Below are 13325 nucleotides of genomic sequence, written 5' to 3'. Positions count from 1 at the left end.
TACGGACGAAAGCAGCGCCAAGGGTGATTCCGTGCTATCGGAAGTGCTCGGGGTAGCTGCCCCACCTGACGAGGATGCCGAAAATCATGCCAAATGCGGTCATCGCCGGATATGCCCGGTCGCCGTTCCACCTTGCCGGCAAGGGTGCGCTCGCCCGCACTCGGCCCGACGATCTCGCTGCCGCCGTCATCAAGGAACTGGTGCAACGCACCGGCCTTGCCTCCGATGCCATCGAGGATCTGATCGTCGGCTGCGCTTTCCCGGAAGGCGAACAGGGTTTCAACGTGGCGCGCCTGATCGGCCTGATCGCCGGCTTGCCCCGCTCGGTCGGCGGGATGACGGTCAACCGATTCTGCGGCTCTTCGATGAGCGCCATCCACCATGCCGTGGGCCAGATCGCCGCGGGATCGGGCGAAGTGTTCATCGCCGCCGGCGTCGAGTCGATGAGCCGCGTGCCGATGATGGGCTTCAACCCGCTGCCCAACCCGGCGCTGGCCAAGGCCAGCCAGGCCTATATCGGCATGGGTGACACCGCCGAAAACCTGGCCAGCCACTACGGCCTTTCGCGTGAAACGCAGGAAGCGTTCGCCGTGGCCAGCCAGCACAAGGCCGCCGCCGCGATTGCTGCGGGCAAGCTCAAGGACGAGATCGTGCCAATCGAGACCAAGGCCGGCGTGGTCGATACCGACGGTTGCCCGCGGCCCGGCACCACGGCCGAGGCGCTCGCCAGCCTCAAGCCCGCGTTCAGCGCCACCGGCACGGTCACGGCCGGCACGTCCTCCCCGCTGACCGACGGCGCCAGCGCCGTGATCGTGGCGAGCGAAGACTATGCCCGCGCCCATGGCCTGCCGATCCTGGCGCGCATCAAGTCGATGGCGATTTCCGGTTGTGCGCCTGAAATCATGGGCATCGGCCCGGTCGAGTCGAGCCGCAAGGCCCTGGCCCGCGCGGGTATTTCGGTTGCCGATCTCGACGTGATCGAACTGAACGAAGCCTTTGCCAGCCAGGCATTGGCCTGCATCGCCGATCTTGGCCTGGATACCGCCAAGATCAACCTGGATGGCGGCGCCATCGCGCTGGGCCATCCGCTCGGCGCCACCGGCGCGCGCATCATGGGCAAGGCCGCCAGCCTGCTGCAGCGCACCGGCGGCAAATATGCCCTGGCCACCCAGTGCATCGGTGGCGGGCAGGGTATCGCCACGGTTCTGGAGGCGATCTGATGCCAGAAGCCATCAAGAAAGTCTGCGTGATCGGCGCGGGCACCATGGGCGCCGGCATCGCCGCCCAGGTGGCCAATGCCGGCGTGCCGGTCCTGCTGCTCGATATCGTGCGCGATCCGGCCAACCGCAACGCGGTGGCGCAGGGTGCGCTGGAACGCCTGCGCAAGGCCGAACCCGCCGCCTTCATGAGCAAGCGCGCCGCCAAGCTGGTGGAAGTCGGCAATATCGAGGATGACCTCGCCCGCGTTGGCGAATGCGATTGGGTGATCGAGGCCATTGTCGAACGGCTCGACCTCAAACACGCGCTCTACGAAAAGCTGGAGGCCGTGCGCCGCCCCGGCACGGCGGTGTCGTCCAACACCTCGACGATCCCGCTCGAACAGCTTGTCGCCGGGCGCAGCGAGGGCTTTGCCCGTGATTTCCTCATCACCCACTTCTTCAACCCGCCGCGCTACATGCGCCTGCTCGAAGTCGTTGCTGGCCCGGCCAGCGACGCGGCGCTGGTCGCCAAGGTCAGCGACTTTGCCGATCGCGCCCTGGGCAAGACGGTGGTGCGCGCCAAGGACACGCCAGGCTTCCTCGCCAACCGTGTCGGCACGTTCTGGATCCAGCAGGCGATCAACGCCGCGCTGGACCTGGGCCTGACGGTGGAAGAAGCCGATGCCGTGGTGGGCAAGCCGATGGGCGTGCCCAAGACCGGGGTGTTCGGCCTGGTGGACCTCGTCGGCATCGACCTGATGCCGCATCTGAAGGCCAGCCTAACCGCCACGCTGCCGGCGGACGACGCCTATCGCGCGATTGCCGTCGATCATCCGCTGATCACCAAGATGATCGCCGATGGGTATACCGGCCGCAAGGGCAAGGGCGGTTTCTACCGCCTCAACCGCGAAGCCGGAAAGCGCAAGGAAACCATCGACCTGGTGAGCGGCGAATACCGCCCAGCGGCCAAGCCGCCGACCATTCCGGGCGCCGCGCTCAAGGACCTGCGCGCGCTCGTCGGCCTCTCGGGCAAGCTGGGCGCCTATGCCTGGGCCGTTCTCGGCCCCACGCTGTCCTATGCCGCCAGCCTCGTGCCGCAGGCGTCTGACGATATCGTCGCCATCGATGTGGCGATGAAGCTGGGCTACAACTGGAAATTCGGCCCGTTCGAACTGATCGACAAGCTCGGCACCGCCCAGTTCGCCGAGCGGCTCAAGGCCGAAGGCAAGCCGGTGCCGGCCATCGTGGAATTGGCCGCCGGTCGCCCGTTCTATCGCGTCGAGGGCGGCAAGCGCCAGGCGCTGGGGCTGGATGGCGAATACCACGATGTTGCCCGCCCCGAAGGCGTGGTCCTGCTCGAAGACATCAAGCTCTCGGCCAAGCCGTTGCTGAAGACCGCTTCGGCCGCGTTGTGGGATGTGGGTGATGGCGTCGCCGCGCTCGAATTTACCGGCAAGATGAATGCCCTGGATGGCGAGGTGATGAAGCTGATCGGCCAGGCGATCCCGCTGGTGGCCGAAAAGTTCAAGGGCCTGGTCATCTACAACGAAGGCAGCCACTTCTCGGCCGGTGCCAACCTGGGCCTCGCGCTGTTCGCCATGAACATCGCCGCCTGGGGCGAGATCGAAAAGCTGGTGGCCGGCGGGCAGCAGGCGTTGAAGGCGCTGAAATACGCGCCGTTCCCGGTGGTCGGTGCGCCCTCGGGCATGGCGCTGGGCGGGGGCTGCGAAGTCTTGCTCCATTGCGATGCCATCCAGGCCCATGCCGAAAGCTATATCGGCCTGGTTGAATGCGGCGTCGGCCTGGTGCCGGGCTGGGGCGGCAATGGCGAAATGCTCGATCGCTGGCGCCAAAATCCGGCGCTGCCAAAGGGGCCGATGCCGGCCGTGGCGAAGGTGTTCGAAACCGTCTCCACCGCCACTGTCTCGAAATCGGCGGCCGAGGCGATCGAGCATGGCTTCCTGCGCCCGACCGACCAGGTGACGATGAACCGCGATCGCCTGTTGGCCGATGCCAAGGCTCGCGCGCTGGCCTTGGCCGAAGGCTATCGCCCGCCCGAACCGCCGGTGTTCCGTCTGCCCGGTGCCGGTGGCAAGACCGCGCTCGACATGGCGGTGCAGGGCTTCCGCGCCCGAGGCCTCGCCACCCCGCACGACGAAGTGGTATCCGGTGCCCTTGCGCGCATCTTGACGGGCGGCGATGCTGACCTGATCGATACCGTGACCGAAGACGACCTGCTGGCGGCCGAGCGTCGCGAATTCACCAGCCTGGTGCGCAATCCCGCGACACAGGCCCGGATCGAGCATATGCTCAAGACCGGCAAGCCGCTTCGCAACTGATTGAGGAGATTTGCCATGCAGATCTATACCGCTCCCCTGCGCGACATGCGCTTCGTGCTCAATGAATTGCACACCGACGATGGCTATGGCGACATTCCCGCCCTGGCCGATTTCACCCCTGACCTGACCGAAGCGGTGCTGACCGAAGCGGCCAAGCTGTGCCAGGACGTGCTCCTGCCGCTCAACCGCAGCGGTGACGAAGAGGGCTGCACGCTGGAAAACGGCGTGGTCCGCACGCCCAAGGGTTTCATCGAAGCCTACAAGGCCTTTACCGAAGGTGGCTGGAATGCGCTGGTACTGCCGCCCGAATGGGGCGGGCAGGGCGCGCCCGAGGCGGTTGGCAAGCTGGTCGAGGAAATGATCTGCGCCACCAATGTGTCGTTCAGCCTCTATCCCGGCCTCACCAACGGCGCGATCGCGGCGCTCACTGTCTATGCCAACGACACGCTCAAGCAGGACTACCTGCCCAAGATGGTCAGCGGCGAATGGTCTGGCACCATGTGCCTGACCGAGGCGCATTGCGGCACCGATCTGGGCCTGCTGCGCACCCGCGCCGACCCCGATGGCGATGACGGCTACAAGATCAACGGCGCCAAGATCTTCATCTCCGCCGGCGAGCACGACCTGACCAGCAACATCGTCCACCTGGTGCTGGCCCGCCTGCCCGATGCGCCCAAGGGCGTGAAGGGCATCAGCCTGTTCCTGGTGCCCAAGTACCTGCCCGATGCCGATGGCAATCCCAGCGTGCGCAACGGCGCCAAGTGCACCGCGATCGAGCACAAGATGGGCCTCAAGGCGTCGGCCACCTGCCAGATGCTGTTCGAGGATGCCAAGGGCTGGCTGATCGGCGAACCCCATCGCGGGCTCGAAGCCATGTTCACGATGATGAATGCCGAACGCGTGGGCGTGGGCATCCAGGGCCTGGGCATTGGCGAGGCGGCCTACCAGTCCGCCGTGTGGTATGCCAAGGACCGCCTGCAAGGGCGCTCGCTGTCTGGCCCCAAGCACCCGGACAAGCCGGCCGACCCGATCATCGTGCATCCCGATGTGCGCCGCATGCTCTTGACCATGCGCGCCTGGAACGAAGGCTGCCGCGGCGTTTCGGCCTGGGTGGCCCGTGCGCTCGACGCTGAAAAGCACGGGGCAGAGCCGGAACAGCGCCAGCGCGCGTCTGACTTTGTCGCGCTGATGACCCCGGTGGTGAAGGCGATGTTCACCGACCTCGGCCTCGAAAGCGCAAGCCTTGCGGTGCAATGCTATGGCGGCCACGGCTTCATCCGTGAAAGCGGGGTGGAGCAGTACATGCGCGATGCGCGCATCGCCATGCTCTATGAAGGCACCAACGGCATCCAGGCGCTCGACCTCGTCGGCCGCAAGATGCCGGCCGAAATGGGCCGCTACTTGCGCAGCCTGTTCCACCCGATCAGCGATTTCATCGAAGCGAACGCGGAAGATCCCGCGATCGGCAAGATGGTCGCCGGCCTCAAGCGTGCGTTCGAGGCGCTGCAAGGCGCCACGGCGATGATCGCCGAGCGCGGCATGAAGGATCCGGAAGAAGGCGGCGCGGCTGCCACCGATTACCTGCGCCTGATGGGTCTGGTCGCCATGGCCTATTGCTTTGCCAAGGCCACCAAGATCGCCAGCCACGCGCTCATGTCGGGCACGGGTGAACCGGCGTTCTACAAGGCCAAGATCGATACCGCGCGCTTCTTCTACGAAAAGCTGCTGCCGCAGTCGGCGGCGCTGTTCCTGGCGATCAAGGCCGGCAAGGGCTCGGTGATGGACTTCGCCGAGGAAGCGTTCTGAGGTTGCGCTAGGCTTCGCACCACCCCCAACCCCTCCTTGCGAAGAGGAGGGGAGTAAGGCCCTGATAAAAAGCCCCCTCCTCTTCAGAGGAGGGGGTTGGGGGTGGTGGAAACCTTAAACCAACGCCTTAAGCCAAGGCCCAAAATCCGCCTTGCCCCGCGCCGTATAGGCCTCCTTGCGCACCTTCTTCTTCACCGACGGATCGACCTGCGGAAACAGGCCGAAATTCACGTTCATCGGCTGATAGGTCTCGGCTTCCGCATCGCCGGTGATGTGCCCCAGCAGCGCGCCCAGCGCCGTGGTGGCGGGCGGCGGCGTCCAATCGCGGCCGGCCAGTTCGGTTGCCGCCATCAGCCCCGCCAGCATGCCGACCGAGGCGCTTTCGACATAGCCTTCGCAGCCGGTAATCTGCCCGGCAAAGCGGATGCGCGGGGCCGATTTGAGGCGCAATTGCCGATCGAGCAGCGTGGGCGAATGGATGAAGGTGTTGCGGTGCAGGCCGCCCAGTCGAGCGAACTCGGCGTTTTCCAGGCCGGGAATGGTGCGGAACAGGCGCACCTGCTCGGCATGCTTGAGCTTGGTCTGAAAGCCCACCATGTTCCACAGCGTGCCCAACTTGTTGTCCTGGCGCAGCTGCACCACGGCATAGGGCCAGCGCCCGGTGCGTGGATCGTCCAGCCCAACCGGCTTCATCGGGCCAAAGCGCAAGGTGTCCTCGCCGCGCTCGGCCATCACTTCGATCGGCATGCAGCCATCGAAATAGGGGGTGTTGGCCTCCCATTCCTTGAACACGGTCTTTTCGCCGTCGAGCAGGCCCTGGCGGAACGCCTGGTACTGCTCCTTGTTCATCGGGCAGTTGATGTAATCCTTGCCGGTGCTTTCCGGTCCGGCGGCCTTGTCCCACCGGCTCGCCATCCAGCACACGTCCATGTCGATCGAATCGCGATAGACGATCGGCGCGATGGCATCGAAGAACGCCAGGCTTTCCGCGCCCGTCGCCGCGCCGATGCTGCTGGCGAGCGATGCAGCGGTCAGCGGCCCGGTGGCCACGATGGTCATGCCGTCGGCGGGCAGGGCGTCCACCCGCTCGCGCACCACCTCGACATTGGGCAGTTCGCCCAGGGCTGCTTCGACCGCAGCGGAAAACACATCGCGGTCCACCGCCAGGGCAGAGCCTGCGGGCACCCGCGCCTTGTCGGCGGCGGCCATGATCAGGCTGTCGCAGCGGCGCATCTCGTGATGCAGCAGGCCAACCGCATTCTTCTCGTCGTCGTCAGACCGGAACGAGTTGGAGCAGACCAGCTCGGCCAAGCCGTCGCCCTGGTGCGCGGCGGTGGTTTCCCCGCTGCCGCGCATTTCGGAAAGCCGCACGCGAAAGCCGCGCCGCCCCAGTTGCCAGGCCGCCTCGCTGCCGGCCATGCCGCCACCGATGATGTGAATCTGATGCGTCATCGCCGTTACGTCGCGTCGGGAAGCGCCACGCTGCCATCGGCCTGGCGGGCCAAGGGCTCCAGCGCCACCACCGCCGCCAGCGGCAGCGGAGCGTAAAGGTGCGGGAACTGTGCCCCGCCGCGCGAGACTTCCCAGCGCACGGCTTCGCCCAGGGCCAGCAGATCGACGGCCGCCACGTGCAGGTCGCTCTGCCCGGCAAAGTGCTTGTCCACCGTCTCGGTCAACTGACCGGCCGTGGACATGTGGATATAGCCATCGGCCAGGTCCACCGGCGCGCCGCCGAACATGCCGCTTTCCAGCTGCGCGCGCTGCTCGGCGGTCAAAACCTTGTAGGCAATGGGATCATGGGTGCTCATTCGTCGGCACCGCCTTCATCGGCAGCAGCCGGCCCAGCGTTACCGTCCGCTTCGCCGGTGTCGATTTCGACATCGGCGATTTCCGCACCTTCCTCGGCGTCCTGCTCGGCGAGGCGCACCGCGCCCACCACGTGCTCGTCGCCCGAAACGTTGAACAGGCGCACCCCGGCGGAACCGCGCCCGATCACCCGCAGCGAGGAAAGCGGCAGGCGGATCAGCTTGGCCTGGTCGGTCACCAGCATGAGCTGGTCGGCCTGGCTGGCGGGGAAGCTGGCGACCACCGGCCCGTTGCGGCCGATATTGTCGATATTGGTGATGCCCTGGCCACCGCGCCCGGTGCGGCGATATTCATAGGCCGAAGACAGCTTGCCATAGCCGTTGGCGCAGACCGTCAGGATGAACTGCTCCTTGGCCACCAGTTCCTGGTAGCGTTCGGCGCTCATCTGCGGTTCGCCTTCCTTCTCGGCCTTCCACGGGGCAAAGCGCAAGTAGTCCTCGCGCTCGTCCTGGTCCTTCACGCCGGCACGATGCAGGATCGAGAGCGAAATCACTTCGTCCCCGTCCTTCAGCGCCATGCCGCGCACCCCGGTGGACGTGCGGCTCTGGAATTCGCGCACATCGTCCGCCGGGAAGCGGATGGCCTTGCCCGCGCGGCTTGCCAGCAGCACATCGTCGCCTTCGGACAGCAGCGCCACGCCGATCAGGCGGTCCTCGCCGTCTTCCTCGAACTTCATCGCATACTTGCCGTTCGAGGGGATATTGGCAAACGAATCCATGGCGTTGCGGCGTACGTTGCCCTTGGCCGTGGCAAACATGACGTTGAGGTTGCCCCATTCCGCCTCGTCCTCGGGCAGCGGGAGCACGGCGGCAATCGTCTCGCCCTGGTCCAGCGCGGGCAGCAGGTTGACCACCGGGCGGCCGCGCGTGGCAGCGCCGCCTTCGGGCAGGCGCCACACTTTCAGGCGATAGACCTTGCCGGCGGTGGAGAAGAACAGCACCGGCGTGTGGGTGCTGGCCACGAACATCGTGGCAACCGCATCCTCTTCCTTGGTCGCCATGCCCGAGCGGCCCTTGCCGCCACGGGCCTGGGCGCGGAACGTGGAAAGCGGGGTGCGCTTGATATAACCGTCGAGCGTGACGGTCACGACCATGTCCTCACGCTCGATCAGGTCTTCATCGTCGATGCCATCGGCCGCCGGCATGATCTGCGACAGACGCGGCGTGGCATAGGCGGCGCGCACGTCCACCAGTTCCTGGCGCATCACGGCATAGAGCTTCTGCCGGTCGGCCAGGATCGCCAGGTATTCCTTGATCGCGGTGGAAAGCTTTTCCAGTTCGTCGCCGATTTCATCACGGCCCAGCGCCGTCAGGCGGTGCAGGCGCAGATCGAGGATGGCGCGGACCTGGATTTCCGACAGGCGATAGGTGCCTTCACCGGCCACGCCATCGTCTTCGATGGCTTCGACCAGGCGGATATAGGGCGCGATTTCGCCCATCGGCCATTCGCGCGCCAGCAGCGCCTCGCGCGCCAGGGCCGGGTTGGCCGAACCGCGGATGATCTTGACCACTTCATCCAGGTTGGTCACCGCCACAACCAGGCCAAGCAGCACATGGGCGCGATCGCGCGCCTTGCTCAGCTCAAACTTGGTGCGCCGCGTGATCACTTCCTCGCGGAAGCGCACGAAGCTTTCGATGATGTCCTTGAGCGTCAGGATTTCCGGGCGGCCGCCACGGATGGCCAGCATGTTCGCCGGGAAATTGGACTGGGCAGGGGTGTTGCGCCACAGCTGGTTGAGCACCACCTCGGGCGAGGCATCGCGCTTGAGGTCCACGACCACGCGCACGCCTTCGCGATTGGATTCATCGCGAATGTCGGAAATGCCTTCGATCCGCTTGTCCTTGGCGGCTTCGGCAATCTTTTCGACGAGGTTGGACTTGCCCACCTGATAGGGGATCGAGGTCAGCACGATGGAGCGGCGGTTGGCGTCGCGTCCGCGGCCTTCCTCCACCTCGTGACAGCAGCGCATCATGATCGATCCGCGGCCCTCGGTATAGGCCTTGCGCGCGCCATGAGCGCCCAGGATCAGCGGGGCAGTGGGGAAATCCGGGCCGGGGATGATCTGGATCAGCTCGTCGATCGAGATCAGCGGGTTGTCCATATAGGCCAGGCAGCCGTCGATCACTTCGCCCAGGTTGTGCGGCGGAATGTTGGTGGCCATGCCCACCGCGATGCCACCCGCGCCGTTGACCAGCAGGTTGGGGAAGCGCGCCGGCAGAACCTGCGGTTCGTTTTCCGCGCCGTCGTAGTTGGGCTGGAAATCGACCGTGTCCTTGTCGATATCGGCCAGCAGCGAGTCCGCAACTTTGGCCAGGCGCGCTTCGGTATAGCGCATCGAGGCCGGCGGATCCGGGTCCATCGAGCCGAAGTTGCCCTGGCCATCGATCAGCGGCAGGCGCATCGACCAATCCTGGGTCATGCGCGCCAGCGCATCATAGATCGCGCTGTCGCCATGGGGGTGATACTTACCCATGGTATCGCCCACGATGCGGGCGGACTTGCGATAGGGCTTGGTCGAAGTGAAGCCGTTTTCGTGGCTGGTCCACAGGATGCGGCGATGCACCGGCTTGAGGCCGTCGCGCACATCGGGAAGCGCACGCGCCACGATCACGCTCATCGCGTAATCGAGGTAGCTGGTCTTCATTTCGTCGACGATGTCGATCCGCTGGAATTCGTGTTCCGGCGTGCCGGGGGTGGGATCGAGATTGGGTGTGTCGTCGCTCACGATGGTGGCTTTGTCGTTTCGTTGTCTGGAAAGAATTGCCCCTAGGCGCCTTTCGCGCAAAAGGCCAGCAAGCATGCCGTTTCCGACATATCTTGCGATCAGTTTTCCACACATGCGACAAGCTGCCTGAACGGCAGGACGAATTGCCATTCAATCCGCGTTCACGGCGTGGCACCTAATGTGCCAAGTGTTGCCAAGGGCGTCATTCCGCGCCACTAGCGCAGGGCCGACCAGGGTAAGCGGCATTGGACTGTGTTTGCCAAACGGCACGGGCAATGTCGGGGTCGAACAGGAGATACAAGATGCGCGGTTCTTTGTGGAATTCGGGTAAGGGCACGATTGCGCGCGCGGCTGTGGCCGTTGCGCTGGCGAGTGGCCTTGGCATGGGCGCCATGGTCGCCCCCGCGATCGCCAAGGAAGCCAAGAAGGAAGAAGGCGGCGGCAATTCCAAGGAATTCGCGGCAGCTGCCGCGCCGTTCCAGAAGTCGTTCAACGATTGGCAGGCCACCAAGGGCAAGGCCGCCGATGCCGATTACAAGGCCGGCGCGCAAAAGCTGGTGTCGGAACTCGGTCCGGTGGAAACCGGCGCCAAGACGCCGCTCGACCGCCTGATCCTGGGCCAGTGGCAGCAGATCCTCGGCGGTGCGCTGGGCGACGGCGCCCTGCAGCAGAAGGGCCTGCAGAACATGGCCGACAGCGGCCAGCTCGGCGCCGACAAGCAGCCGATGGTGCAGTATTTCCTGGGTGCCACGGCCTACCAGAACAAGGACTATGCCACCGCGACCAAGGCGCTCAAGGCAGCGGTTGACGCCAACTACAGCGAAGACAACGCGGCCGAACTGCTGGCCGATTCCTATGTCCAGCAGAACCAGCCGACGCAGGCGCTCGATGCACTCAAGGCCGCCGTGGCCACCCGCAAGGCGGCCAACGGCACCGTGCCGGTCAGCTGGTACAAGCGTGGCCAGGTCATTGCCTATAACGCCAAGCTTGGCCCGCAGGCGATCGAATGGGGCCTGCTCTCGGTGACCGCCGATCCCACCCCGATCAACTGGCTGGGCGCTGGCCAGTTGACCCGTGAATTTAGCCAGTTCGGCAAGGAAGAATCGGTCGACCTGGGCCGTCTGTTCCAGCGCACCGGCGCGCTGGGCGTGGACAAGCAGTACACCGGCCGCGAATATGTCGAATATATCCAGGCCGCCGACCCGCGTCGCCTGCCCGGCGAAGTGCAGAAGATTGCCGAGCAGGGCGTGGCCGCAGGCGCGATCTCGGCTTCCGACCCGTTCGTGTCCGACGCGCTGAGCCAGGCGAAGGCCCGTATCGCCGCGGGCGACAAGGCCTCGCTGGGCGCGCTGGAGCGTGACGCGGCCAAGGCCGCCGACGGCAAGCTCTCGGCCATCACCGCCGACGCTTACCTCTCGTATGGCGAAGCGGCCAAGGCCGAAGCGCTTTACAAGGCCGCGCTGGCCAAGGGCATTCCCGCCCAGGCCGACAAGGACCGCGTGGAAACCCGCCTGGGCATCGCCCTGTCCGACCAGGGCAAGTACGATGAAGCCAAGGCCGCCTTTGCCACCGTCACCGGCGGCGTGCGCGCCCCGCTGGCCCAGCTGTGGACCCAGTATGTGATCACCAAGGGCGCCAAGTAAGCGTCATTCGGGATTACTTGAAACGAGAAGGGCGGCTCCTTGCGGGGCCGCCCTTTTTCGTTGCGGGAATGGATCGCTTCAGGCCGCAGGGGTGAACGCGCCGGTTTCCTCGTCCAGCAAGTGCAGGATGCCGTCGGAAATGGCGAAGAACGCGCCGCGCAAGGTCAATTCGCCAGCGGCTTCCTTTTCCTGCACCCAGGGGAATGTGCGCAGGTTGGCCAGGCTGGCTTTGACACCGGCCAGTTCCATGGCCCGTTCCGCAGTGCGGCCGGTGGTGCCGTGCTCGGCCACCACGGGCTTGCGTGCATCGTCCAGCAGCGAGATCCAGTCGGCCACGAAGCCGCCCTGGCCGCGTGCGGTGCCGGCCATTTCCTGGGTCAGCGCGGCGCGGCAGCCGCCGCACATGCCGTGGCCCATCACCACCACTTCCTTGACCTTGAGCACCTGGATCGCAAATTCCAGGGCGGCCGAAACACCGTGGTGCCCGGGCGTGGTTTCGAAGGGGGGCACCATGGCCGCCACGTTGCGCACCACGAACATCTCGCCAGGATCGGTGTCGAACACCTGGGCAGGATCGACGCGGCTGTCGGAGCAGGCGATGATCATCACCTTGGGCTCCTGCCCTTCGCGCAAGCGCTCCCAGCGCTCACGATGCGGGGTCCAACCATTGTCACGGAAGCGGCGATAGCCGGCGATAAGCTGTTCCAGCTCGGGGGAAGTCGGGTTTGCCATGGCCAAAGGGCATGCCGTGTTCATTTGACACTTTCAAGTGCCCCAAGATGCGCCTATCTGCGCTGGCATGACCGACACTGCCAGCAACCGAGAGCCCATCCAGCCGCAGCGCACCCGCAAGCCTGACTGGATTCGCGTAAAGGCGCCCACCAGCAAGGGCTATGGCGAGACGCGCCAGTTGATGCGCGACTTGAAGCTCAACACGGTGTGTGAAGAGGCCGCGTGCCCCAACATCGGCGAGTGTTGGACCAAGAAACACGCGACGGTGATGATCCTGGGCGACGTGTGCACCCGCGCCTGCGCGTTCTGCAACGTCAAGACCGGCATGCCCCGCGCGGTCGATGCATCCGAACCAGGCCACGTGGCCGAAGCCGCCGCGCGCATGGGGCTTGAGCATATCGTGATCACCTCGGTCGACCGCGATGACCTGCCCGATGGCGGCGCCAGCCAGTTCGTCAAGGTAATCAAGGCGCTGCGCGAGCAGACGCCGCAGACCACGATCGAAATCCTAACGCCCGATTTCCGCAACAAGATGGAAAGCGCCGTCGCCGCCATCGTGGAAGCGGGGCCGGACGTCTACAACCACAACCTGGAAACCGTGCCCCGGCTCTATCCCACGATCCGCCCCGGCGCGCGCTATTACGCCTCGCTGCGCCTGCTCGAGCAGGTCAAGCGGCTCAATCCGATGATCTTCACCAAGTCGGGCATCATGCTCGGCCTGGGCGAGGAACGCCTGGAAGTGCACCAGGTGATGGACGACATGCGCTCGGCCCAGATCGACTTCCTCACCATGGGCCAGTATCTCCAGCCCACGCCCAAGCACACCAAGGTGATGGAATTCGTCACGCCCAAGGCCTTCGATGCCTACGGCGCGATCGCGCGGGCCAAGGGCTTCCTGCAGGTGGCTTCGAGCCCGCTTACCCGGTCGAGCTATCACGCCGGCGAAGACTTTGCCCAGATGCGCGCCGCGCGCGAGGCGCAGTTGGCCAAGGCGGCGGCACGTACCGGGGCCTGA

9 protein-coding genes are annotated in these 13325 nt (G+C 65.5%); 5 read left to right on the top strand and 4 right to left on the bottom strand.

The window, feature by feature from the left end:
• Positions 1–86 precede the first annotated feature (86 nt).
• Genes FHT19_RS07880 through FHT19_RS07870 form a run of 3 tightly spaced genes read left to right on the top strand, consistent with a single transcriptional unit; the run spans position 87 to position 5344 of the window.
• Positions 87–1220, top strand: coding sequence for a thiolase family protein (locus tag FHT19_RS07880; protein ID WP_169474504.1), 1134 nt, complete (start codon positions 87–89; stop codon positions 1218–1220).
• Positions 1220–3538: a 3-hydroxyacyl-CoA dehydrogenase/enoyl-CoA hydratase family protein gene (locus FHT19_RS07875; protein ID WP_169474503.1), complete on the top strand. Its 2319-nt coding sequence runs from the start codon at positions 1220–1222 to the stop codon at positions 3536–3538. Before FHT19_RS07880 ends, FHT19_RS07875 begins: the two co-directional genes overlap by 1 nt.
• Positions 3539–3553: 15 nt before the next feature.
• Complete coding sequence (locus FHT19_RS07870; RefSeq protein ID WP_169474502.1) at positions 3554–5344, top strand: acyl-CoA dehydrogenase C-terminal domain-containing protein; 1791 nt, start codon at positions 3554–3556, stop codon at positions 5342–5344.
• Positions 5345–5458: 114 nt separating this feature from the next.
• Here FHT19_RS07870 and trmFO read toward each other — a convergent pair whose 3' ends face one another.
• The 3 genes from trmFO to gyrA are packed head-to-tail and all read right to left on the bottom strand — an operon-like array spanning position 5459 to position 9935.
• The gene (gene trmFO, locus FHT19_RS07865; RefSeq protein ID WP_169474501.1) at positions 5459–6796 is read right to left on the bottom strand and encodes a methylenetetrahydrofolate--tRNA-(uracil(54)-C(5))-methyltransferase (FADH(2)-oxidizing) TrmFO; all 1338 of its coding nucleotides are present in this window, start codon (positions 6794–6796) and stop codon (positions 5459–5461) included.
• Positions 6797–6801: 5 nt separating this feature from the next.
• Positions 6802–7152: a DUF952 domain-containing protein gene (locus FHT19_RS07860; protein ID WP_169474500.1), complete on the bottom strand. Its 351-nt coding sequence runs from the start codon at positions 7150–7152 to the stop codon at positions 6802–6804.
• Positions 7149–9935 (bottom strand): DNA gyrase subunit A, encoded by a 2787-nt coding sequence (gene gyrA, locus FHT19_RS07855; RefSeq protein ID WP_248290313.1) that lies wholly within the window; start codon positions 9933–9935, stop codon positions 7149–7151. The genes FHT19_RS07860 and gyrA overlap by 4 nt, the downstream gene beginning before the upstream one ends.
• Positions 9936–10237: 302 nt before the next feature.
• On the opposite strand from gyrA, the gene FHT19_RS07850 reads away from it, so the two are divergent.
• Positions 10238–11578 (top strand): hypothetical protein, encoded by a 1341-nt coding sequence (locus FHT19_RS07850; protein WP_168554997.1) that lies wholly within the window; start codon positions 10238–10240, stop codon positions 11576–11578.
• Positions 11579–11656: 78 nt separating this feature from the next.
• Here FHT19_RS07850 and FHT19_RS07845 read toward each other — a convergent pair whose 3' ends face one another.
• Positions 11657–12310 (bottom strand): carbonic anhydrase, encoded by a 654-nt coding sequence (locus FHT19_RS07845; protein WP_168554996.1) that lies wholly within the window; start codon positions 12308–12310, stop codon positions 11657–11659.
• Between the two features lie 67 nt (positions 12311–12377).
• On the opposite strand from FHT19_RS07845, the gene lipA reads away from it, so the two are divergent.
• Positions 12378–13325, top strand: coding sequence for a lipoyl synthase (gene lipA, locus FHT19_RS07840; RefSeq protein WP_168554995.1), 948 nt, complete (start codon positions 12378–12380; stop codon positions 13323–13325).

Origin of the sequence: Novosphingobium sp. SG919 (assembly GCF_012932495.1) — a bacterium.
GTDB lineage: Bacteria > Pseudomonadota > Alphaproteobacteria > Sphingomonadales > Sphingomonadaceae > Novosphingobium > Novosphingobium rhizosphaerae.
The sequence above is the reverse complement of the archived record's forward strand: the minus strand, read 5'-3'. Positions and strand labels throughout refer to the sequence as shown.

Excerpts from the sequence above, each read along its gene's own strand:
- FHT19_RS07880 (WP_169474504.1), top strand. The coding sequence starts at position 87 with ATGCCAAATGCGGTCATCGCCGGATATGCCCGGTCGCCGTTCCACCTT.
- FHT19_RS07875 (WP_169474503.1), top strand. The coding sequence starts at position 1,220 with ATGCCAGAAGCCATCAAGAAAGTCTGCGTGATCGGCGCGGGCACCATG.
- FHT19_RS07870 (WP_169474502.1), top strand. The coding sequence starts at position 3,554 with ATGCAGATCTATACCGCTCCCCTGCGCGACATGCGCTTCGTGCTCAAT.
- trmFO (WP_169474501.1), bottom strand. The coding sequence starts at position 6,796 with ATGACGCATCAGATTCACATCATCGGTGGCGGCATGGCCGGCAGCGAG.
- FHT19_RS07860 (WP_169474500.1), bottom strand. The coding sequence starts at position 7,152 with ATGAGCACCCATGATCCCATTGCCTACAAGGTTTTGACCGCCGAGCAG.
- FHT19_RS07850 (WP_168554997.1), top strand. The coding sequence starts at position 10,238 with ATGCGCGGTTCTTTGTGGAATTCGGGTAAGGGCACGATTGCGCGCGCG.
- FHT19_RS07845 (WP_168554996.1), bottom strand. The coding sequence starts at position 12,310 with ATGGCAAACCCGACTTCCCCCGAGCTGGAACAGCTTATCGCCGGCTAT.
- lipA (WP_168554995.1), top strand. The coding sequence starts at position 12,378 with ATGACCGACACTGCCAGCAACCGAGAGCCCATCCAGCCGCAGCGCACC.